The 21,034-nt window shown below is 71.0% G+C and carries 21 protein-coding genes; 12 read left to right on the top strand and 9 right to left on the bottom strand.

The features are described 5' to 3' along the window. Window positions 1-202: 202 nt before the first annotated feature. The 7 genes from EAO79_RS14960 to EAO79_RS14930 all read left to right on the top strand — a co-directional run bounded on the left by EAO79_RS14960 (window position 203) and on the right by EAO79_RS14930 (window position 8,741). Window positions 203-1,477 (top strand): hydroxymethylglutaryl-CoA reductase, degradative, encoded by a 1,275-nt coding sequence (locus tag EAO79_RS14960; protein WP_124769450.1) that lies wholly within the window; start codon window positions 203-205, stop codon window positions 1,475-1,477. Next, the gene (locus tag EAO79_RS14955) at window positions 1,474-2,454 is read left to right on the top strand and encodes a hydroxymethylglutaryl-CoA lyase (RefSeq protein WP_124769449.1); all 981 of its coding nucleotides are present in this window, start codon (window positions 1,474-1,476) and stop codon (window positions 2,452-2,454) included. Before EAO79_RS14960 ends, EAO79_RS14955 begins: the two co-directional genes overlap by 4 nt. Then, window positions 2,451-3,125 (top strand): FMN-binding negative transcriptional regulator, encoded by a 675-nt coding sequence (locus EAO79_RS14950; RefSeq protein ID WP_124769448.1) that lies wholly within the window; start codon window positions 2,451-2,453, stop codon window positions 3,123-3,125. Before EAO79_RS14955 ends, EAO79_RS14950 begins: the two co-directional genes overlap by 4 nt. Beyond that, window positions 3,122-4,591 (top strand): amidohydrolase, encoded by a 1,470-nt coding sequence (locus EAO79_RS14945; RefSeq protein WP_124769447.1) that lies wholly within the window; start codon window positions 3,122-3,124, stop codon window positions 4,589-4,591. The genes EAO79_RS14950 and EAO79_RS14945 overlap by 4 nt, the downstream gene beginning before the upstream one ends. After that, window positions 4,591-6,255 (top strand): amidohydrolase, encoded by a 1,665-nt coding sequence (locus EAO79_RS14940; RefSeq protein WP_124769446.1) that lies wholly within the window; start codon window positions 4,591-4,593, stop codon window positions 6,253-6,255. Before EAO79_RS14945 ends, EAO79_RS14940 begins: the two co-directional genes overlap by 1 nt. Continuing rightward, window positions 6,252-7,433 (top strand): M20 family metallopeptidase, encoded by a 1,182-nt coding sequence (locus tag EAO79_RS14935; protein ID WP_124769445.1) that lies wholly within the window; start codon window positions 6,252-6,254, stop codon window positions 7,431-7,433. Before EAO79_RS14940 ends, EAO79_RS14935 begins: the two co-directional genes overlap by 4 nt. 123 nt (window positions 7,434-7,556) lie before the next feature. Next, window positions 7,557-8,741: an ATP-binding protein gene (locus EAO79_RS14930; protein ID WP_124769444.1), complete on the top strand. Its 1,185-nt coding sequence runs from the start codon at window positions 7,557-7,559 to the stop codon at window positions 8,739-8,741. On the opposite strand, the gene EAO79_RS14925 is transcribed toward EAO79_RS14930, so the two are convergent. Next, on the bottom strand, window positions 8,730-9,275 hold the full coding sequence (locus EAO79_RS14925; RefSeq protein ID WP_124769443.1) for a CGNR zinc finger domain-containing protein: 546 nt from the start codon (window positions 9,273-9,275) through the stop codon (window positions 8,730-8,732). The two genes, EAO79_RS14930 and EAO79_RS14925, sit on opposite strands and share 12 nt — an antisense overlap. Before the next feature lie 25 nt (window positions 9,276-9,300). On the opposite strand from EAO79_RS14925, the gene EAO79_RS14920 reads away from it, so the two are divergent. Next, on the top strand, window positions 9,301-9,519 hold the full coding sequence (locus tag EAO79_RS14920; RefSeq protein WP_124769442.1) for a hypothetical protein: 219 nt from the start codon (window positions 9,301-9,303) through the stop codon (window positions 9,517-9,519). A gap of 102 nt (window positions 9,520-9,621) precedes the next feature. Further along, window positions 9,622-10,086, top strand: a complete 465-nt coding sequence (locus EAO79_RS14915) for a carboxymuconolactone decarboxylase family protein (protein ID WP_079706065.1) — start codon at window positions 9,622-9,624, stop codon at window positions 10,084-10,086. A 6-nt stretch (window positions 10,087-10,092) separates the two neighbouring features. On the opposite strand, the gene EAO79_RS14910 is transcribed toward EAO79_RS14915, so the two are convergent. The 6 genes from EAO79_RS14910 to EAO79_RS14885 form a co-directional block, all read right to left on the bottom strand. Beyond that, window positions 10,093-10,278, bottom strand: coding sequence for a hypothetical protein (locus EAO79_RS14910; protein ID WP_085514378.1), 186 nt, complete (start codon window positions 10,276-10,278; stop codon window positions 10,093-10,095). A gap of 38 nt (window positions 10,279-10,316) precedes the next feature. Next, complete coding sequence (locus EAO79_RS14905) at window positions 10,317-11,120, bottom strand: ABC transporter ATP-binding protein (protein WP_124769441.1); 804 nt, start codon at window positions 11,118-11,120, stop codon at window positions 10,317-10,319. Window positions 11,121-11,154: 34 nt separating this feature from the next. Continuing rightward, on the bottom strand, window positions 11,155-12,231 hold the full coding sequence (locus EAO79_RS14900; protein ID WP_241160900.1) for an iron chelate uptake ABC transporter family permease subunit: 1,077 nt from the start codon (window positions 12,229-12,231) through the stop codon (window positions 11,155-11,157). Then, the gene (locus EAO79_RS14895; protein ID WP_236555586.1) at window positions 12,228-13,271 is read right to left on the bottom strand and encodes an iron ABC transporter permease; all 1,044 of its coding nucleotides are present in this window, start codon (window positions 13,269-13,271) and stop codon (window positions 12,228-12,230) included. The genes EAO79_RS14900 and EAO79_RS14895 overlap by 4 nt, the downstream gene beginning before the upstream one ends. Then, a complete protein-coding gene (locus EAO79_RS14890) occupies window positions 13,271-14,296 on the bottom strand; it encodes an iron-siderophore ABC transporter substrate-binding protein (RefSeq protein ID WP_124769440.1) in 1,026 nt (341 codons plus the stop codon). Before EAO79_RS14890 ends, EAO79_RS14895 begins: the two co-directional genes overlap by 1 nt. A 240-nt stretch (window positions 14,297-14,536) precedes the next feature. After that, a complete protein-coding gene (locus tag EAO79_RS14885; protein WP_124769439.1) occupies window positions 14,537-15,364 on the bottom strand; it encodes an AraC family transcriptional regulator in 828 nt (275 codons plus the stop codon). Between the two features lie 122 nt (window positions 15,365-15,486). On the opposite strand from EAO79_RS14885, the gene EAO79_RS14880 reads away from it, so the two are divergent. From EAO79_RS14880 to EAO79_RS14870, 3 genes are read left to right on the top strand one after another with little or no spacing between them, the layout of a single operon-like run. Further along, entirely contained in the window at window positions 15,487-16,164 is a 678-nt protein-coding gene (locus EAO79_RS14880) for a response regulator transcription factor (RefSeq protein WP_124769438.1), read from the top strand. Beyond that, window positions 16,127-17,515 (top strand): cell wall metabolism sensor histidine kinase WalK, encoded by a 1,389-nt coding sequence (locus tag EAO79_RS14875; protein ID WP_241160899.1) that lies wholly within the window; start codon window positions 16,127-16,129, stop codon window positions 17,513-17,515. The genes EAO79_RS14880 and EAO79_RS14875 overlap by 38 nt, the downstream gene beginning before the upstream one ends. Before the next feature lie 57 nt (window positions 17,516-17,572). Then, on the top strand, window positions 17,573-18,136 hold the full coding sequence (locus EAO79_RS14870) for a hypothetical protein (RefSeq protein ID WP_124769436.1): 564 nt from the start codon (window positions 17,573-17,575) through the stop codon (window positions 18,134-18,136). 83 nt (window positions 18,137-18,219) lie between these two features. Here EAO79_RS14870 and EAO79_RS14865 read toward each other — a convergent pair whose 3' ends face one another. Further along, window positions 18,220-20,058, bottom strand: a complete 1,839-nt coding sequence (locus tag EAO79_RS14865) for a DEAD/DEAH box helicase (RefSeq protein ID WP_124769435.1) — start codon at window positions 20,056-20,058, stop codon at window positions 18,220-18,222. 92 nt (window positions 20,059-20,150) lie between these two features. Further along, the gene (locus EAO79_RS14860; protein ID WP_124769434.1) at window positions 20,151-20,987 is read right to left on the bottom strand and encodes a DUF1206 domain-containing protein; all 837 of its coding nucleotides are present in this window, start codon (window positions 20,985-20,987) and stop codon (window positions 20,151-20,153) included. Window positions 20,988-21,034: the final 47 nt, after the last annotated feature.

Here is a 21,034-nt window from a genome sequence, read left to right as displayed (position 1 = left end):
GTCGGCAGGCTCTCGCATCGGGTCTCCTGACTGGTCCCTCAGGAGTCTAAGGCGACGGCCGGTCCAGCGGGGTGTGGGATCCGCCCACACGATCGCCGATCCGCTAAGTCATCCGCCCATCGTCGTCGACGATCACCGCTCCTAGGGTCGTCTTGACCGCAGCACCGAGGATCCGGTGTCTGCCTGTACCGAAGGGCGACCCATGCCGAGAAACAGCCGAATCCAGGGGCTGCGCGACCACACGCCGGACGAGCGGCTCGACCTCGTCGCCGAGGGGGCCGGGATCGCGGCGGAAGCGCTCGCCGCACTGCGACCCGATGCCGGTCTGTCGATCGCCCAGGCGGACCACCTCGTGGAGAACGTGGTCGGCGTCATCGCCGTCCCGGTGGGCGTCGCGACGAACTTCACCATCGACGGCGAGGACCGACTCGTCCCCATGGCGACCGAGGAGCCGAGCGTCGTCGCCGCGGCATCCAACGCCGCCCGCATCGCGCGCGTGCACGGCGGGTTCCGGACGTCGTCGTCGGGCGACGTCATGATCGCGCAGATCCAGATCCTCGACGCCGTCGACCCGCACGCCGCGCGGCTCCGCGTCCTCGAGGCCCGCGACGAACTGCTCGCCCTCGCGAACGAGCTCGACCCGATCCTCGTCTCCTTCGGCGGCGGCGCCCGCGACATCGACGTGCGGATCCTGCCGACGCGGGTGGGGACACAGGTCATCGTCCACCTCCACGTCGACGTCCGCGACGCCATGGGCGCGAACGCCGTGAACACGATGGCCGAGGCGATCGCACCCCGCATCGCCGAGATCGCCGGATCGCGGACCCTCCTGCGGATCCTCACGAACAAAGCCGACCAGCGCATCACCCGAGCCAGGGCGGTGTTCGACGCCGACCTCCTCGGCGGTGCGCAGGTCGTCGCCGACATCGTCGCCGCGAGCGCGTTCGCCGAGGCCGACCCGTACCGGGCGGCCACGCACAACAAAGGCATCATGAACGGCATCACGGCCGTCGTCCTCGCCACGGGCAACGACACCCGGGCGGTCGAGGCCGGCTGTCACTCCCACGCGGCGCGGTCCGGTCGCTATGCGGCGCTGTCGCAGTTCGAGCAGGACGCCGACGGGAACCTCGTCGGCACGATCGAGGTCCCACTGGCCGTCGGACTCGTCGGCGGAGCGACGAAGGCACACCCGACGGCGCAAGCGGGCGTGACCCTCCTCGGCGTGGAGACGGCCCGGGAACTCGCGGCCGTCATCGCCTCGGTGGGCCTCGCCCAGAACCTGGCCGCGTGTCGGGCGCTCGCCGCCGAGGGCATCCAGCGCGGCCACATGACCCTGCATGCCCGGACGATCGCGGCGAGCGCCGGTGCGACCGTGGACGAGATCGGGGCGGTCGCGGCGAGGATCGTCGCTGACCGTCGGATCCGGGTCGAGTACGCACGCGAGGTGCTCGACGAGCTCCGGGCGACCTCGGCATGAGCGGCCTGCCGCAGCCCCGGATGGAACCGGTCGACGGTCTCCCGACGCGGGTGCGCGTCTACGAGGTGGCGCCGCGCGACGGGCTGCAGGCCGAGACGGACATCCTGCCGACGGCGGTGAAGGCGGAGCTCTGTCGGCGTCTGTACGAGGCGGGGTCGCGGGACCTCGAGGTGACGAGTTTCGTGCCGGCCACCTGGATCCCGCAGTTCGCGGATGCGGAACGGCTCGTCGCGGGCCTCGACGTGCCGACGGGTGCGCGGGCGGTCGGCCTCGTGCCGAACCTGCGCGGCCTGCATCGGGCGATCGCCGCGGGTGTCCGGGAGGTCTCCGTCGTCGTGAGCGCGTCGGAGTCGTTCGCCAGGGCCAATCTCAACACCTCGCGCGAGGGTGCCGTCGAACGGGCCGAGGAGGTCGTCGCCGCCGCGACCGCGGAGGGCGTGCCGGTGCGCGGCTACGTGTCGATGGCGTTCGGGGACCCCTGGGAGGGTGCGGTCGATCCGGCGACGGTCGTCGAGGCCGCCGTGCGGCTGTACCGCGCCGGGTGTTCGACGGTCGCCGTCAGCGACACGATCGGGGTCGGGACGCCCGGGCTCACGACCCGGGTCGTCCGGGACGTGCTCGCCGCCGGGATCCCGGTCGAGGCGGTCGCGCTGCATCTGCACGACACCTACGGGCAGGGACTCGCCAACGTGTACGCGGCGCTCTCGCTGGGCGTCGCCGAGTTCGACTCCTCCGTGGGTGGCCTGGGTCGCTGCCCGTACGCGAAGGGCGCCACCGGTAACCTCGCAACCGAGGACCTCGTGTGGATGCTCCACGGGCTCGGGATCGAGACCGGGCTCGACCTCGGGGCCCTCGCCGCGACGACCGCCTGGTTGGCGCGCGTCCGGGGCGTCGCAGCCCCCTCGAACGTGGCGACGGCCCTGGCGGCCGCAGCGTCCGCGGTCGACACCCCGAGCACCGCAGGAGGCGGCAGATGAGGCACACCACCGAGTACGTCCAGGGCGACGTCGAAGCGGTCCGCGCGCTGGTGCGCGAGCACCCCTGGGCGACGGTCGTCAGTCACGTCCCAGGTCGTGGGCTCGTCTCGTCGCACTATCCGGTCCTGCTCGAGGAGGACGAGGACGGGATCGTGCTCCTCAGCCACGTCGGGCGGCCCGATGAGCGACTGCACGAGCTCGGTCAGCACGAGGCCATGGTGATCGTCTACGGCCCCCAGGGGTACGTGTCGCCGAGCTGGTACGACACGTCGCCGGCCGTCCCCACCTGGAACTTCGCGGTCGCGCACCTGTACGGGGTGCCCGAACTGCTCTCGGACGAGGAGAACCTGCAGGTGCTCGACCGCCTCGTCGCCCACTTCGAGCGCGTGTTGCCCGAGCCGTACCTCATGAACGGGACGATCGCGAACAGCGAGTACGCGGCACGCATCGTCCATGGGACGGTCGGATTCCGCCTGCGCGTGACCCGGTTCGAGGCCAAGGAGAAGATGAGCCAGGACAAGCCGGCCGAGGTCGTCGAACGGGTGATCACGGCGCTCGGGGAGCCGGGTCCGTACCGGAACCCGAGCCTCGCCGCCCGCATGGCGGCCCTCCACGGGCTCGACTCTGGGACAGCGGCACCGTCCACCGACGACGGGACACCGGCACGGTGACCGCGACCGACCTCACGCTCCGGAACGCACGACCCTCCGGCAGCGAGCCCGTCGACATCCTCGTCCGCGACGGTCGGATCGCCGAGATCCGACCGGCAGGGACGGCCCCGGCGTCCGGCGAGGTCGTGGACGTCGCCGGACGCACGATCGGACCGGGGCTCTGGGACGCCCACGTCCACATGACCCAGTGGGTGATCCAGCGGCGACGGATCGACCTGACGGAGACCGCCAGCGCGGCCGACGTCCTCGCGGCCGTCCGTCGCGCCGTCGACACCGATGCACCCCTCACCGACGGGTTCCTCATGGGGTACGGGTTCCGCGACGGCCTGTGGGCGCAGCCGGCGACGCTCGCCGCGCTGGAGGCCACCGAATCGGACGTACCCGTCGTCCTCGTCAGCGGCGATCTGCACTGCGCCTGGATGAACACGCGCGCCGCGCGACGACTCGGTCTGGACCTCGACGCGAGCGGAGTCGTCGCCGAGGCGCCGTGGATCGAGGCGCTGCAGCGGATCGACCAGCGCTCGGGGCTCGCCGCGCACGCCTACCGGGACGCCGCCGACGCGGCAGCCCGGCGTGGTGTGGTCGGGGTCGTCGAGTTCGAGAACACCGACAATCTCGGCGAATGGTCCGAGCGCATCGCGGACGGCGCGACGAGCCTGCGGATCGAGGCCGCCGCGTGGCCCGACCGGCTGGAGTCCGTCATCGCGGCGGGACTCCGCACCGGCGACGCGATCGACCCGGCCGGACTCCTCACCATGGGGCGACTCAAGGTCGTCGTCGACGGTTCCCTCAACACGAGGACCGCCTGGTGCTGGGACCCGTATCCGGGCGTCGACCCGTCGAGTGCGCACGCCTGCGGTGTCGAGAGCGTCTCGGTCGACGAACTCCGCCGACTGTTGGAACGAGCGAGGGGCGCCGGGATCGCGGCTGCCGTCCACGCGATCGGCGACCGAGCCAACACCGAGGTCCTCGACACCTTCGAAGCGCTCGGGATGCGCGGCGTCATCGAGCACGCCCAGCTCGTGCGCGAGCAGGACTTCGCCCGGTTCGCGAGCCTCGGTCTCATCGCGAGCGTGCAGCCCGAGCACGCGATGGACGACCGGGACGTCGCCGACCGCCACTGGAGCGGCCGCACGGGTCGCGCCTTCGCGTTCGGATCCCTGCACCGCGCAGGCGTCGGCCTCCGACTCGGCTCGGACGCTCCGGTCTCGCCCCTCGACCCGTGGCAGGCGATCGCCTCCGCGACGAGCCGGAGTCGCGACGGACGCGACGCCTGGCACCCCGAGCAACGGCTCCCGCTGGACGTGGCCCTGGCCGCGAGCGTCCGGACGTCGATCGCGGTCGGGCAGCCCGCCGACCTCGTCATCACGGACCTCGACCCGTTCGACGCCGACGCCGAGCGGCTGCGGTCGATGCCGGTCGCCGCGACGCTGCTCGGCGGTCGCTTCACCTGGTGCGCGATCTGATGGCAGCTGAGACGGAGACCCCCACCGTGACACCGCAACCCACCGCGACGCCGACCCGCTCGCAGCTCTTCACGAACGCCCGGGTGTTCACCGGCACCGACGAGACGGGCTTCGCCTCCGCGTTCCGCATCGTCGACGGCCGCTTCGACTGGGTGGGCGAGGCGTCCGCGGTCGCAGGTGAACCCTCGGTCGACCTCGGCGGACGCACCGTGCTCCCCGGCCTCATCGACAGCCACACCCACCCGGCGCTCATGGCCGCCACCGCCATTGCCGCCGAGTGCTTCCCGCCGTCGGTGGTCTCCATCGACGGACTCGTGGAGCGGCTGCGAGAGCACCAGGCGACGCTGACCGCGCCGAGCGCCTGGGTGCTCGGCCGCGGATTCGACGACACGAAGTTCCCCGAGGGACGGATGCCGACCACGGCCGACCTCGACGCGGTGTCAACAGAACGCCCCGTCCTCGTCTGGCGCTGCGACGCCCACTCGGCCGTCTGCAACACCGCGGCGCTCCGGCTCGCAGGCATCACGGCCACCACGCCCGACCCCTCGGGTGCGCGTTTCGAACGCGGACCGGACGGCGAACCGAACGGCGTCCTCACCGAGATCGCCGCGGTCGACGCGGTCGCCAGGTTCATCTCGGTGCCCGAACGCGACGAGCAGGTCGCCTCACTCGTCGCGATCGGCGAAGAACTGGCCTCGCGAGGGATCGTCGCCGTGTGCGACCTGCTGTCCAACCGACTGCACGACCCCCTCGACGCCTTCCGCGCCGCTGCCGCCAAGGGGCTCCGCACCCGCGTCGCCCTCTACCCGGGCTGGGACCCCTCCGCGCCACTCGCCGAGCTGACCCCGGACGATCGCGAAGGGCGGATCCGCATCGGCGGAGTGAAGGTCGTCCTCGACGGGGCCTACTCGAACCGCACCGCCTGGGTCGCGGAACCGTATCCCGAATCCTGCGACCACGGACTCCGACTCGTCGAGGACGACGACGTCCTCACAGCCGGCGCCTGGGCTCGCCGCAACGGCGTCCAGCTCGCGGTGCACGCCATGGGCGACCGCGCCCTCGACCGCGTCGCGAGCCTCTTCGAAGACCAGGAGCCCTGGCTCGACGGCACCCCCTCCGTCCGCATCGAGCACGCGACCATCATCAGCGAGGAGTACGCCGAACGGCTCCGCTCCGCGCGCATGACGTTCGGGATCGCCACCCACACCGTGTTCTTCTTCGCCGAATACGACGGCTACGAGCTCGCCCTGCGCGCCGAACAGGTCCCCGACGCCTACCCGATCGCCCGGTTGTTCCGCACCATCGGGCCGCTCGCGCTCTCCTCCGACCGCCCGGCCACCGCCTGGAGCGGCGCCGACGACGTCATGCTCTCCGTCGAGGCCGCCGTCCGACGCCAGGCCTACAACGGCGCCGACTTCGTCCCCGAGGAAGCCATCAGCGTCGCCCAGGCGCTCCTGCTGTACACGGGACGAGCCGGCCTGCTCTCGCCGCTCGACAGCGTCGGCCGGATCGCCACGGGATACGACGGCAGCTTCGCCGTCCTCGACCGCGACGTCTTCTCCGTCCCCGCGGACGAGATCGCCACCGTCCGGGTCGCCGAGACCTGGATCCGCGGCGAGCAGGTGTACCGGCGCTCGCCCCAGGACGAGGGGGTCCGCTCATGACCGGCTTCCAGGGGGACGCGACCGCGATGCGCGACGAGCTGATCGCCGTCCGACGTGAGCTGCACCAGGGGGTCGAGATCGGCCTCGACCTGCCCGTGACCCAGGGGATCATCCTGCGCGAACTCGCGGGGCTCGGCCTGGAGATCACGACGGGCACCGGGCTCTCCTCGGTCGTCGCCGTCCTCCGGGGCGGCGCCCCCGGCCCCACCGTGCTGCTCCGTGCCGACATGGACGGTCTGCCGGTCACCGAGGCGACCGGGCTGCCGTTCGCGTCGACCTCCGGGGCCATGCACGCCTGCGGCCACGACCTCCACATGGCGGGTCTCCTCGGCGCCGTCCGCCTGCTGGTCGCCCGTCGCGCCGACCTCGCCGGCACGGTCGTGTTCATGTTCCAGCCCGGGGAGGAGGGCCAGGCCGGCGCGCGGATCATGCTCGAGGAAGGTCTGCTCGACATCGCCGGAGAGCGGCCCGTCGCGGCGTACGCGCTGCACGTCGACTGCAGCATCCCACGCGGGCAGCTCGTCACGCGGGAGGGCGCCATGATGGCGAGTGCCAACGCGTTGCAGCTCACGGTCCGTGGGACGGGCGGTCACGCGGCGTTCCCGCACCTCGCCGTCGATCCGGTGCCGGTCGCCGCACACCTCATCCTCGCCGTGCAGACCTTCGCGGCCCGTCAACTTCCGGCCACCGACCAGGCCGTCATCTCCATCACCCGGCTGAGCAGCGACTCCGAGGCCAGCAACGTGCTCGCCTCGGCCGTCAGCCTGGAGGCGAACATCCGCACGCTGTCGAAGGCGACGCTCGAGACGGTGCGTGAGCAGCTGCCTGAGCTGCTGACCGCGATCGCCGAGGCGCACGGCTGCACCCTCGAGTCGACGTTCATCGCGTCCTACCCCGTCACCGTCAACGACCCGGAGGAGACGCGGTTCGTCCTCAGCACGCTCGACGCACTCGTGGGGCCGGGCCGGGTCATCCGCCAGGAGGTGCCGTCGACGGCGTCGGAGGACTTCGCCTACATCCTCGACGAAGTCCCCGGCACGCTCGTCTTCGTCGGTGCCGCCCCCGACGAGGGCTCCGTCGCCCTGCACTCCGAACGCGCGGTGTTCGACGACGACGTCCTGGACCTGCAGGCCGCGGTGCTCGCCGAACTCGCCTGGAGGCGCCTGCAGCTCGCCTGAGCGACGGTCGACCGTCCGGGTGGCGAGTGGGACATCCCGGACGTATCCGACAGTCGGGGCAGCGCATGTGCCCTGGATGGGTAGCATGGACACGTTCCGGATTCCGACGACGAAAGGGCGCGCGTGATCACCGCAGAGGACATCACGAGGCGCTCCGCGATCGCCGAATACCAGGTCGTCGGTCGTCCGCCCGAGACGGACCTCGAGAGCCTCGTCCACCTCGCCGCGGCCATGTGCGGCGTGCCGACCGCCGTCATCAACATCATCGACGACCGGTTCCAGCACCAGATCGCTGCGGTCGGGTTGGAACCGGCGAGCTGCTCGCGCGAGGACTCGATGTGCGCGGTCGTGTTCCAACAGCAGGTGCGGACGATCGTTTCAGACGCTCGTGAAGACCCGCGCTTCGCGGCGAACCCCTTCGTCACCGGTGAGCTCGCCAACGTCCGCTTCTACGCATCGAGCCCGCTCGTCACCCCCGACGGTGTCCCGATCGGCACCCTGTGCATCTTCGACGACCGTGTCCGTGAGCTGACTCCGGAACAGGGCAAGGCGCTCGACCTCCTCGCGAGGCAGGTCGTCGACGTCCTCGAGCTGCTCCGCCTCACCTACGAGCTCGGCCAGTCCAACGAGCAGCTCGCCCAGTTCGCCGGCCAGGTGAGCCACGACCTGCGCAACCCGCTCATGGCGGTCTCCGGGTTCCTCGAGCTCGCGACCGACAGCCCGGAGATGGCGAACGCGCCGCACGCGGCGAAGGCGCTCGCGCGAGCCGAGTCCGCCGCCGATCGGATGGCGGCGATGATCACCGACCTGCTCGACTTCGCCCGGATCGGTGGCGCCCGTCCGCGACGCGCCCCGATCGACCTCGGGCCGCTCGTGTCCTCGGTGGTCGAGGACCTCGATGCGACCATCACCTCGACCGGCGCGACCGTCGACGTCGACACGCCTTTCCAGGTGCACGGCGACGAGACGTTGCTGGGCGCGCTGCTGCAGAACCTGATCGCGAACGCGGTGAAGTTCAGTGCGGCCGCCGGAGTCGTCCCGCACGTGCTGGTGCAGGCCGAGCGGGTCTCCGCCGGGGTGCTGGTCGCGGTCGAGGACAACGGTCCTGGTGTCGCTCCGGAGCAGCGTGAGCGCGTCTTCGACCTCATGGAACGCGCGGCGGGGAGCGAGGTCGCCGGCCTCGGCATCGGCCTCTCGACCTGTCGACGCATCGTCGAGGCGCACGGTGGCCGGATCGAGATCGACGAGTCGGGGCTCGGGGGAGCGAGCGTCTGGTTCCTGTTGCCCGACGCCCGATCAGCGGCCTGAGCCGCCCGCGCGTGCGCGGTGCCTGCGGACGCCCGACCGGTTGGCGCACCGCACCGAGCAGTAGCGCTGACGACCGTTGCGGGTGACGTCGACGACGACCCGCCGGCAGGTGTCGCCGGGTTCGGTCCCCGCGGCACACCGACCGAGACGCTGCATCCCCCTCGTCGTCAGGTGGAGGGCGGTCCCGACGCTGATCACCGCGCCGAGGACCTCGGGGAGCGCCTGGTGCTCGTCGCGGTAGTGCAGGTGCCACCCCTCGCCGTCATGGTCCGTCAGCCGCGGGAACGCGGCCGCAGCGGCCATCTGACGGTTGAGCGCGGCCGCCCTGGCCTGATCGTCTGCCGCGTCGACGACGGTCAGCCACTCGTCGACGACCCGGCGGACGCGGGCGTGGTCATGGGGGACCTCGGTGAAGGGCATCGTCATCCCGTGCTCCCGGGTGCGGGCGACGATGGCGTCCCGGTCGTCGGGCCAGTCGTTCGCGAGCGAAGCGGCCAGGAGGACGGCGTACGAGCCGTAAGGGTTGAGATGCATAACGCCATTACATCATGGTGGAGTCATGACCCTCCTCGACGCACCCCCGCAGTCCTCCGAACCGTCGCCGAACGCCGTCGACGCCTGCCGCCACATCTGGGCGACGGAGTCGGCGCACACCACCTCGGAGGGGTCGCTGCGCTACCTCCGGTGCGCCGCCTGCGGCATTCGTCGGGTGGAACTGCGACCCCACGGCGACGCACCGGCGGAGCCGGTCACGCGCCAGGACATCCCGCCGCGGTGACGCATCACCGAGACCGTCCACGCTGACGTCCTCCCGCCACGCGCGTTAGCGTTGGAGGAGTGGTCTGCGGGACCGCACCCGCCCAGTGACGAGAGGAACCCCATGAGCGCCGACGTCTGGCTCGACAAGGAATCACCCGAGGTCTATCAGGCGCTCGTCGAGACCGGCCGCGCCGCGGGTCGCGCGGCTCTCGACGCCGGCATCGACAAGCGGCTCATCGAGCTGATCCGGATCCGGGCCTCGCAGATCAACGGTTGCGCGTACTGCCTGCGTCTCCACGTCGCTGACGCGATCGCGCTCGGCGAGACCACGGAACGCCTCGCCATCCTGTCCGCCTGGCGCGACAGCGAGTACTTCAGCCCGGTGGAGCAGGCCGCACTCGCGATCACCGAGGACGTCACCCTCATCGCAGACGTGCAGCATCGCCGGCGACTGCCGGACGACGACCTGTCGACGCTCACGAACGGTCAGATCGCCGCGGTCCGGTGGCTGGCGATCGTCATCAACGCCTTCAACCGCGTCTCCATCACGAGCCACTACCCGGTGCACCCGGAGCAGGCGGACTGAGGGCGCTCAGTCCTTCCGGCGCCTCGCGCCTCGGAACCACGCTGCGACGCGGGTGCGCAGTCCGTCGGAGTACTCGTTCGAGAGGTCGAGGGTCTCCTTGCCGAGATCGCCGCCGTTCCTGATGGACTCGAGCGCCCGCAGCGCCCGGGCCTCCTGCTCGGCGGCTCGCTTCCTGCGGTCCTCATCACCCATGCGCCCAGCCTAGACGCGGTCGACGGTGACGCCCCCGTTCAGACCGTCACGTGGTGACGGCCGATCGGCAGCATGAGCGGCTTGCCCGAGGTCGGGTCGGTGATGACCTGGTTCTGCAGTCCGAACACCGCGCGCACCGTCGACTCCGTCAGCACCTCGTGGGGTGTCCCCGCCGCATGGAGGCGCCCACCGGCAAGGGCGACGAGGTGGTCGGCGTAACGTGCGGCGAGGTTCAGGTCGTGCAGCACCATGACGATGGTCGTCCCGCGGGAACGGTTGAGGTCGGTGAGGAGGTCGAGCACCTCCACCTGATGGCTCACGTCGAGGAAGGTGGTCGGTTCGTCGAGGAGGAGCAGGTCGGTCTGCTGCGCGAGCGCCATCGCGATCCACACGCGCTGACGTTGTCCGCCGGACAGCTCGTCGACGTGCCGGTCCGCGAGCTCGCTCGTCTCGGTGGCGTCGAGCGCCGCAGCGACCGCGACGTCGTCCTCGGTGCTCCAACGAGAGAGGAAGCCCTGGTGCGGGTGTCTGCCTCGCCCGACGAGGTCGGCGACCGTGATCCCCTCCGGTGCGATGGGCGACTGGGGGAGCAGGCCGAGCGTGCGTGCCAGCTGCTTCGCCGGCAATCGGTGCACGTCCTTACCGTCGAGGACGACGCGGCCGCTCCGAGGCGTCAGTAGGCGGGACATCGAACGCAGCAGCGTCGACTTGCCACAGGCGTTCGCGCCGACGATCGCCGTAACCCGGCCGGGCGGAACGAGGAGGTCGAGTCCGTCGATGACGGTCCGGTCGCCGTAGCCGAGTGCGAGTCGCTCGACGAGGAGCTGGTGTTCCGTGGTCACAGGGTGCCTCCGGGATGGTCGGGTGGCGTGCCGGTCACAGCGAGCCACCGGCGCGGTTGGTGCGGATGATGAGCCAGATCAGGAACGGTGCCCCGAGCACTCCGGTCACGACGCCGACGGGGTAGCGCGCGCCGAGGAGGTACTGCCCGGTGAGATCGGCGACGAGGACGAGGAGGGCGCCCACGAGCGCGGCGGGCACGAGCATCGACCCGCCGCGTCCGACGATCCGCGAGGCGATGGGGCCGGAGAGGAACGCGACGAACGCGATGGGGCCCGACGCCGCTGTCGCGAACGCGATGAGGCCGACTGCCGCGACGATCACGATCAGGCGGGTCCGGTCGACGCGGACGCCGAGTGCGGCGGCGGTGTCGTCGCCGAGTCGGGTCGCGGCGAGGTTCCTGGACTGGGCGAGGAGGACGGGGCCGAGCACGAGCAGCGCGACGACGACCGGACCGACCTGCGACCAGCTCGTCCCGTTGAGACTGCCGGTCAGCCACCGGGTCGCCTCCTGCAGGTCCCACTGGGCTGCCCGCGACAGGATGTACGTCGTCACACTGTCGAGCATGGCGGCGACACCGATGCCGATCAGGATGAGTCGGGTTCCGGCGACGCCGCCGCGGTAGGCGAGGACGTACACGAGGACCGCGACGGCGAGGCCGACGACGATGGCGAAGACCGACACCTCGGTCGCGCCGAGGGAGAGGGTGACGATCGCGAATGCGGCGGCCGCGCTCGACCCGGCGCTGATGCCGATGATGTCCGGACTCGCGAGGGGGTTCCGCAGCATCGTCTGGAAGGTGACGCCGGCCAGACCGAACGAAGCCCCGGCGATGACCGCGAGGACCGCCCGGGGGAGCCGCAACCGTCCGACGGTGAAGGAGGCGCCCGGCACGTCCTGACCGAGGACGACACGCACGACGTCGCTCGGCGGATAGAAGGTGTTGCCCACCATCAGGGAGATCAGGAAGACCGCGACGATGAGTGCGGCGAGGGTGGTCATGACGGCGACCCGGCGACGGCGGCGCCCCCGGCGTCCACCGACAACGCGGTCGAGGGTCGAGGGCGTCCGTCCACCGAACCCGGGCGCCGCGACGGGTTGGCGCTCGGTCACAGGGCGCTCACCTTCTGCCGACGGACGATCGCGATGAAGATCGGAGCGCCGATCAACGCGGTGATGATGCCCACGTCGATCTCCGCGGGGCGGGCGACGATGCGGCCGAGGACGTCGGCGACGGTGAGGAGGATCGCCCCGACGACGGCTGAGAAGGGGAGGAGCCACCGGTGGTCGACGCCGACGATGAGCCGACAGGCATGCGGCACGACGAGCCCGACGAAGCCGATGGGACCGGTGACCGCGGTCGCCGCCCCGCAGAGCACCACCGAACCGAGGGCCGCCGCACCGCGTGCGATGGCGACGCGTTCACCGAGGCCGGCGGCGAGCTCGTCGCCGAGCGCGAGGGAGTTGAGACCGCGTGCGGACAGCAGGCAGACGAGGAACCCGACGACCAGGAACGGCAGCACCTGCTCGAGTTGCACGACGGTGGCACCACCGACGCCACCGATCTGCCAGGACCGCACACTGCTCGCGATGTCGCCGCGGGGCAGCACGACGGCAGTGATGACGGAGGCGAGCGCGGCGGACGTCGCGGCGCCCGCGAGGGCGAGCTTGAGCGGTGTCGCGCCACCTCGGCCGAGCGAGCCGACCGTGTAGACGAAGACCGCCGTGGCTCCGGCGCCGATGATCGCGACCCAGATGGTGGTACTCGCCGCTGCGAGCCCGAAGTACGCGAGGCCGGTCACGACGGCGAGGGAGGCGCCGAGGTTGATCCCGAGGATGCCGGGGTCGGCCAACGGGTTCCGGGTGACGCCCTGCATGACGGCTCCCGAGACGCCGAGGGCGGCACCGGCGAGGACGGCGAGGAGCGTCCTCGGGATGCGCTTGGCCACCGCGGCCTGATCGAACCCGTCCACGCCGCCCGAGAAGGCGCCGAGCACGGCGGACCACTCCACGTCACGCGATCCGACGGTGACGGAGAGGAGCATCGCGGCGAGGAGGACGAGGGCCGCGACGAGGAGCCAGAGCCCACGAACCCGCCTCGGGCGTCGCACGACGGCGACACCCGAGGCGGGTGGGGTGGCGGTACCGGTGATCACGCCGCCTGGTCAGCCGCCTGCGCGAGCAGCTTCAGGTAGTCGTCGAGGATCCAGGAGATCGAGAGCGGCGTCGGGTTGGCGGCGGTTCCGAGGGGGCTGGTGCCGGGGAGGGCGACGATGGCGCCGTTCGCGACGGCGGGCATCTGCGACAGCAGCGGGTCGGCCTCGAGTGCCGCGATGAGCTCGTCGCCGCCGTACGTCACGATGATGTCGACGTCGCTGAACGCGTCGGCCTGTTCGGCGCTCTGCGTCAGGGAGAACAACTCGGTCTCGGCGGAGGCCGTCGCGACGCTCTCGGGGAACGCGAGGCCGAGGTCCTCGAAGAACGCGGTGCGGGTGTCGTGGGTCGTGTAGTAGCTGACCTCGCTGAGATCACTGGTGTCCACGTGGGTGAGGAACATCGCGGTCTTGCCCTCGAGCTGCGGGTACGCCGCCGCCGCGTCGCTGATCTCGTTCTCGAGCTGCGTCACGAGTGCTTCGCCCTCGTCGGCCATGCCCATCGCCTCGCTGTTGAAGAGGATGGTGTCGCGCCAGGACGTGCCCCAGGCGGTCTCCGGGTAGGCCACGACGGGGGCGATCTCGGTGAGGGTGTCGTAGTCCTCCTGCGTGAGCCCCGAGTAGGCGGCGAGGATGACGTCGGGGTTCGTGTCGGCGACGGCCTCGAAGTCGATCCCGTCGGTCTCGTCGAAGAGCACCGGGGTCTCGGCGTCGAGCGCTTCGAGTTTCTCCTCGACCCAGGGGAGCATGCCATCGCCGTCGTCGTCACCGAAGTTCGCAGCGGCCATCCCGACGGGCACGATGCCGAGGGCCAGTGGAACCTCGTGGTTCGCCCAGTTCACGGTGGCGACGCGCTCCGGCTTGGCGTCGATCGTCGTGGTGCCGAGGGCGTGCTCGATCGTGATCGGCGTGAAGCCGTCGCCACTGCCGGTGCCTTCTTCGGCCGACGACGACGAGCAGGCCGCGAGGCCGATGGTGAGGAACGCCGCCGCGGAGAGGGCGACGAGACGTGATGCGCGCTGCATGGGGTCCTTTCGGGTGCTGCTGGCTGACACCTGCGTGCGGGCACGACGAACGACGGCGTCGGAGGACGTCGTCGAGGGGTCGGGCATGGCGGCCGTGAACGGCCGGCGTCACACGCGAGGAGGGGATGATGAAGGATTGCCTAACCAAAGTTAGCTGGCATCCCACCCTGACGCAATCGAGCGGATCCGACGTGTTCCTTCGCGAATCGGACAACCGATCGCGGGTGCATCGATCCGTCCTCAGCGGTTCCGGAATCGCCCGGGGCTCATGCCGGTGACGCGGCGGAACGCGGTCCCGAACGCCGTCGACGAGCGGTACCCGACGGCGGTCGAGACCTCGTCGATGCTGTCACCCGCCGTCAGTCGGGTGATCGCGTGCTGAGCTCGCGCGGCGGCGACCCACCGGGTGAACCCCAACCCGGTCTCGGATTCGAAGGCGCGCGTCACCGTCCGCGTGCTCACGCCCAGCCGGGTGGCCCATTCGGCGAGCGAGGTCGTGTCGGACGGGTTCGTGCGCATCCGCTCGGCGATGGGTGTGAGGAGCGCCGACCGGGGGAGTCGGAGGAGCAGTTCGTGCTCGGCCGGCTCCAGCACGTCCACGATGGCCGCCTCGGTGGTGGCACGCGCGCGGTCCTCGAGCTCGGCGTCGCCGAGCCGGTCGAGCAGGAGGCGCAGCAAGGGCGTCACTTCCACCGCGGTCGGCTGCTCGGAGATCGTGGGGACGCGGTCGACGCTGAACATCGCGGCCCGCTGCCAGGTGCCGGCCGGGGTCCATCCGGTGTGGCGGACACCGGCCGGGATCCAGAGACCGTGGTGCAGGGTCACGGTCCAGACGCGCTCTCCGACGGTCGCGGTGGATGCGCCGCGATCGTTCCACAGGAGCTCGTGCGTGGGGTGGGAGTGCTCGTCCCAGTGCGTGTCCCGCGCGATCCGCTCGGTGTTGCCGCGGATGACGAACGGCACAGGGATCGCGCCCGCCTCATAGAGGGGGAGTCGACGACGCGCCGGTGCCGTGTCCGTCGCGTCGAGGGACTGCTCCCACGGGTCGGCGGCGGCGGGGACTGGCACCGCTCCAGCGTACGGGGGTCCACGCCGGACCGTCCCGCTTCAGCGCTGCTTCAGCTTGTCCGCGCCAGACTGGGACGCGCCGCTCGACCGTCGACCGGCACGGAGCCTGGAGGTCGCACCGGATGCGGATACTCGTCGTGGACGATGAGGTGCGACTCGCCGACGGCGTTCGGAGGGGACTCGAGGCGGAGGGCTTCGCCGTGGACGTCGCGGCGAATGGCGTCGACGGACTCTGGATGGCCGGAGAACACCGCTACGACACGATCATCCTCGACATCATGATGCCGGGCCTCAGCGGCTACCGCGTCTGTCAGCAGCTCCGCGACGCGGGCGACTGGACCCCGATCCTCATGCTCACGGCGAAGGACGGCGACTGGGACCAGGTCGAAGCCCTCGACACCGGTGCCGACGACTTCCTGAGCAAACCGTTCTCCTTCGCGGTGCTCGTCGCGCGGATCCGCTCACTCGTCCGACGTGGATCGCGGGAGCGGCCGGCGGTGCTCGAGGTCGGCGAACTGCGGCTCGACCCTGCGTCGAAGCAGGTCCACCGGGGCGACGTCCCGATCGACCTCACCTCGCGCGAGTTCGCGGTCCTCGAGTTCCTCATGCGACGCGGCGGCGAGGTGGTGTCGAAGCGCGAAGTCCTGCAGAACGTCTGGGACGACGACTTCGAGGGCGATCCCAACATCGTCGAGGTCTACGTCGGGCATCTCCGCAACAAGGTGGACCGCCCCTTCGAGCGGGCTTCGATCGAGACGGTGCGTGGGTTCGGATACCGGTTGGCGGGCGGGCGTGGCTGACGGCGGGCCGCACGGAACGGTCGCGCCCCGACAGCGGCTGTGGCGTTCGGTCCGAGCCCGCGCGGCACTGGGATCGGTGCTCGCGGTCGGACTGTTCCTCGGGGTCGGCTCCGTCGCGTTCGTCGGCCTGTTCTCCGCGGCGCTCCGTTCCGGCGTCGAACAGAGCGCCTCGGCCGAGGCCGAGAGCGTCTCGGCGCAGCTGGTCGCGGCGGACGTGACGACGCTGCCCGAGGACGACGGTCGACTCCTGGTCCTCGTCGAGGACGGCCGTGTCGTGGACCGGACGGACGACGAGATCGAGCTCCCGACGCCGATCCCGGACGGTGACGTGTTCGTTTCGGTCGTCGACGACGAGCCGGTGCTGTTCGCCAGTGAGGACGTCGACATCGACGGCCGTGACCTCGTCGTCTTCGCGGGCCGCTCTCTCGAGGAGACCGACGACGCCGTCGGACTCGTGTCGATGCTCCTCCTCATCGCGGTCCCCGTGCTCGTCGCCCTCGTCGGCGGCCTGACCTGGCTGCTCGTCGGGCGTGCGCTGGCGCCGGTGGAGCGGATCCGCCGCGAGGTCTCGGAACTGGGGGCCGGCGAACTGGATCGACGGATCGCGGTCCCCGCCACGGGCGACGAGATCGGTCGCCTGGCCGGGACGATGAACGGCATGCTCGAGCGGCTCGAGGACGCCCAGACGGCGCAGCGGCGGTTCGTGTCGGACGCCTCGCACGAGCTCCGCTCACCGCTCGCGGTGATCAGGCAGTACGCCGAGGTGGCGGCGCTCCACCCGGACCGGGTCGACCCGGCCGAGCTGTCCTCGACGGTCCTCGAGGAGGGCGCCAGGATGCAGGGGCTCGTCGAGTCGCTCCTGCTGCTCGCGAAGCTCGACGAAGGGGCGACGGGCGCCGCACGGCGCACGGTCGACGTCGACGACCTCCTGCTGGCGGAGGCTGCTCGTCTCCGATCCGCCGGTGGACTGCGCGTCGAGTCCGCGGCCGTCGCGGCGGCGAGGGTCGACGGCGACGAGGTGCTCCTCGCCCGCGTGGCGCGGAACCTCGTCGACAACGCCGTCCGGCACGCACGATCCGTGGTCCGACTGGGAACCGCCACCGACGGTCGGATCGTCAGGATCTCCGTGGAGGACGACGGCCCCGGTGTGCCGGTCGAGTCCCGCGCACACGTGTTCGAACGGTTCGTCCGCCTCGACGAGAGTCGTTCGCGCGACGCCGGCGGTTCGGGCCTCGGCCTGGCGATCGTGGCCGACGTCGTGCGGCTGCACGGTGGGTCGATCGAACTCGTCGACAGCGCGCTCGGCGGGGCGGCGTTCATCGTCACGCTCCCGGCGTCGTCCGCTTCCTGAACGCGGCTTCAGCTCGCTTCAGGTCCGCTTCAGCGCTCCTCGGACAGTCTGGGGCACATGAACGAGCACACCGCCTCCCAGCCCACCGATCCCACACAGCCCACCGCAGCCACCGAGCGCATCGAACCCGTCGAGCGCGTCGAGGCGACCGACCACACCGCCATCCCCGCGACCCCGGCGACCACCGGCAAGCCGGCCTTCTGGCGCCGGAAGCCCGTGTGGATCACCGCGATCGTCGTCGGGGCCCTCGCCCTCGGCGGAGCCGGCGCCGCCTACGCGGTGGACGAGTTCGGGGACGACGACGACGACCGCAACACGGCGGCGTCGAACACCGACCGCGACGGCGGCGCCGCCATCGACGACGGTGACACCACGGCGGCCACCGATGATCGCGACGCCCGTGACGCCGACGACGTGCCGCTCACCGACACCGAGTTCGACGCGGCCTCGAAGGCAGCGCTCGCCGAGGCGAAGGGCGGTACCGTGACCGACGTCGACCGCAGCGACGACCCGGGCGAGGCGTTCGAGGTCGACGTCCTCCTCGAGAACGGCGACGAGCTCGAGGTCGCGCTCGACGCGGACTACGCCGTGGTCACGAGCGTGCTCGACCCGCGCGACTGACGGACGCACCCCGCCGGGTGCGGAACGACGAGGGCCGGACGGAATCCTGGGATTCCGTCCGGCCCTCGTCGTGTGCGTGCGAGCTAGGAACGCGGCTTGCGGTCGTACGAGCCGCCGCTCGTGCCACCCTCGTCGTCGCGTCGGCGGGCGGGACCGCCACGGTCGGGACGGAGCTCGATGAGCTTGCCGCTGATGCGGGTGTTCTCGAGACGGTCGAAGACGTCGTTGCCGAGGCTCGCCGGCAGTTCGACGATCGAGAAGTCCGGCTTGATCTGGATCGCGCCGAAGTCCTCGCGTTTCAGACCGCCCTCGTTCGCGAGCGCGCCCACGATCTGACGCGGGTCGACCTTCTGGCGACGACCCACCGCGATGCGGTACGGAGCCATCGGTCCGCTGGACGGACGGCTGCGACGCTCGGGACGGTCGCCCTGATCGCCGCGGTCGCCGCGGTCGCCGCGGTCGAAGCGTGAGCCGCGGTCGCCGGAGTCACGACGGTCGCGACCGGCGCGGTCGTTGCCACGGTTGGTGTTGTCGAACTCCTCGCGGCGGCGGCGCTCGTCCTCGGCCGAGAGGAGCAGCGGCGTCTCGCCCTGGGAGACGACGGCCAGGGCCGCGGCGACGTCGGCCTCCGGGACGTCGTGGTGGGAGACGTAGTGGCCGATGATCTCGCGGAAGCGCTCGATGCGGTCGGTCTGGCCGAGTGCCTCGGTGATCGCGTCGTCGAAGCGGGTGAGGCGCGTGGCGTTGACATCGTCGACGCTCGGCAGCTGCATCTGCGTGAGCGGCTGGCGGGTGGCCCGCTCGATGGCCTTCAGGAGGTGGCGCTCGCGCGGCGTGACGAAGCTGATCGCGTCACCAGTGCGTCCGGCGCGGCCCGTGCGGCCGATGCGGTGCACGTAGGACTCGGTGTCGACGGGGATGTCGTAGTTGACGACGTGGCTGATGCGCTCGACGTCGAGACCGCGCGCGGCGACATCGGTCGCGACGAGGATGTCGAGCTTGCCGGCCTTCAGCTGGTTGACGGTCCGCTCGCGCTGCACCTGGGCGACGTCGCCGTTGATGGCGGCCGCCGAGTAGCCGCGCGCCCGGAGCTTCTCCGCGAGCGTCTCGGTCTCGTTCTTCGTGCGCGTGAAGATGATCATCGCGCTGAAGTTCTCGGTCTCGAGGATGCGGGTCAGGGCGTCGACCTTCTGCGGGTACGAGACCGTCAGGTAGCGCTGCGTGATGCTGGCCGAGGTCGTGGTCTTCGTCTTGACCGTGATCTCTTCCGGGTTGTTCAGGTACTTCGCGGAGATGCGACGGATGGACGACGGCATCGTCGCGGAGAACAGCGCGACCTGCTTGTCCTTCGGGGTGTCGGCCAGGATCGTCTCGACGTCCTCGGCGAAGCCCATCTTCAGCATCTCGTCGGCCTCGTCGAGCACGAGGTATTTGAGCTCCGTGAGGTCGAGGGTGCCCTTCTCCAAGTGGTCCATGATGCGACCCGGCGTGCCGACGACGATGTGGACACCGCGACGGAGGGCCGACAGCTGGACGCCGTAGCCCTGGCCGCCGTAGACGGGCAGGACATGGACGCCGCGCAGGTGCGTGGCGTACTTCTCGAACGCCTCGCAGACCTGGAGGGCGAGCTCACGGGTCGGTGCGAGGACGAGCGCCTGCGGCGTCTTCTGCGTGATGTCGAGGCGGGACAGGATCGGCAGGGCGAACGCCGCGGTCTTGCCGGTGCCCGTCTGTGCGAGGCCGACGACGTCGCGTCCCTCGAGCAGCAGCGGGATGGTGGCCGCCTGGATGGCGGACGGGGTCTCGTAGCCGACGTCCTTGAGTACCTTGAGCACCGCGTCGTCGAGGCCGAGGTCGGAGAAGGTCTGCGTAGCGCCGGCGGGTTCCGCCTCGGGCTGCGTCGTGGAATCAGAAGACGTCATACTCCTAACGGTAGTCGCAACGCAAGCGTTTGCAGGACATGGTCTGGAGCCGACCCGTCCGCGTCGTCGCCCGAGGCGTCCGCCTCACCGTCCTAGAGGCTGCCCCAGCGCGCCCGGGCACCGCAGAAGAGTCCGTAGGCGATGAGCCCGACGCCGACCACGAGCAGGATGACGACGCCGAACGGGAGCGCGGCCAATGCCGAGATGGCGCCGTCCATGCCGGAGGCCTTCTCGGGGTCCTGGGTCGCAGCGGCGACGATGAAGAGGATCCCGACCGTGACGAGCGCGACGCCCTTCGCGACCCATCCGACGACCCCGAGGACGACGACGGCGCGCTTCGTCGTGCCGGTGGGCGGGTGGACGTCCTCGAGGAACTTCCGCGTGACGCCCTTGAAGACGAAGAAGCCGCCGATGCCGATGACCACGAGGCCGACGACGATGACGACGAACACCCCACCGGGGGAGGACAGGAGGGTCGCCGTGAGGCCCTGGCTGGACTGCGAGGAGTCCTGGCTGCCGCCGAGGGCGAAGGTCAGCGCGGTCGATCCGACGGCGAGGTAGGCGATCGCGCGTCCGGCGGTCGAGATCCGCTTGCTCCACCGCTTGCGGGTGTCGGATTCGCGCACGAGGAAGGCGGACATCGCCGTCCAGAGACCGAGGGCGAACAATCCGACGGCGACGACCCAGATGATCACGATCCCGCCGGGCGTGCCTGCAAGCGTCTTGAGCGCACCCGATTGGTCCGCGTCACCGCCGCCGCCGGATCCACCGCCCGCGCCGGACAGGGCGATGGAGATCGCGATCCCGCCGATGAGGACGTGGAGCAATCCGTTGACGGCGTGGCCGGTGCGGGCGAGGGTGCGGAGGGTCGTGCTGTTCTGTGCGGTTCCAGCGGCTTGGTCTGCGGCGGCGCGTGCGTTCTCAGGCATCAGACCACGGTAGCGGCCGGGTTCCCGACCGGAAGGGGGGTTGCGCG

It is taken from the genome of Plantibacter sp. PA-3-X8 (assembly GCF_003856975.1).
Classification (GTDB): Bacteria; Actinomycetota; Actinomycetes; order Actinomycetales; family Microbacteriaceae; genus Plantibacter; species Plantibacter auratus.
This window is presented reverse-complemented; position numbering and strand designations above follow the sequence as displayed.

What these genes read in the sequence shown, in the direction of transcription:
- EAO79_RS14960 (WP_124769450.1), top strand. Translation starts at nt 203, where the DNA reads ATGCCGAGAAACAGCCGAATCCAGGGGCTGCGCGACCACACGCCGGAC.
- EAO79_RS14955 (WP_124769449.1), top strand. Translation starts at nt 1,474, where the DNA reads ATGAGCGGCCTGCCGCAGCCCCGGATGGAACCGGTCGACGGTCTCCCG.
- EAO79_RS14950 (WP_124769448.1), top strand. Translation starts at nt 2,451, where the DNA reads ATGAGGCACACCACCGAGTACGTCCAGGGCGACGTCGAAGCGGTCCGC.
- EAO79_RS14940 (WP_124769446.1), top strand. Translation starts at nt 4,591, where the DNA reads ATGGCAGCTGAGACGGAGACCCCCACCGTGACACCGCAACCCACCGCG.
- EAO79_RS14935 (WP_124769445.1), top strand. Translation starts at nt 6,252, where the DNA reads ATGACCGGCTTCCAGGGGGACGCGACCGCGATGCGCGACGAGCTGATC.
- EAO79_RS14925 (WP_124769443.1), bottom strand. Translation starts at nt 9,275, where the DNA reads ATGCATCTCAACCCTTACGGCTCGTACGCCGTCCTCCTGGCCGCTTCG.
- EAO79_RS14920 (WP_124769442.1), top strand. Translation starts at nt 9,301, where the DNA reads ATGACCCTCCTCGACGCACCCCCGCAGTCCTCCGAACCGTCGCCGAAC.
- EAO79_RS14915 (WP_079706065.1), top strand. Translation starts at nt 9,622, where the DNA reads ATGAGCGCCGACGTCTGGCTCGACAAGGAATCACCCGAGGTCTATCAG.
- EAO79_RS14910 (WP_085514378.1), bottom strand. Translation starts at nt 10,278, where the DNA reads ATGGGTGATGAGGACCGCAGGAAGCGAGCCGCCGAGCAGGAGGCCCGG.
- EAO79_RS14890 (WP_124769440.1), bottom strand. Translation starts at nt 14,296, where the DNA reads ATGCAGCGCGCATCACGTCTCGTCGCCCTCTCCGCGGCGGCGTTCCTC.
- EAO79_RS14880 (WP_124769438.1), top strand. Translation starts at nt 15,487, where the DNA reads ATGCGGATACTCGTCGTGGACGATGAGGTGCGACTCGCCGACGGCGTT.
- EAO79_RS14870 (WP_124769436.1), top strand. Translation starts at nt 17,573, where the DNA reads ATGAACGAGCACACCGCCTCCCAGCCCACCGATCCCACACAGCCCACC.
- EAO79_RS14865 (WP_124769435.1), bottom strand. Translation starts at nt 20,058, where the DNA reads ATGACGTCTTCTGATTCCACGACGCAGCCCGAGGCGGAACCCGCCGGC.
- EAO79_RS14860 (WP_124769434.1), bottom strand. Translation starts at nt 20,987, where the DNA reads ATGCCTGAGAACGCACGCGCCGCCGCAGACCAAGCCGCTGGAACCGCA.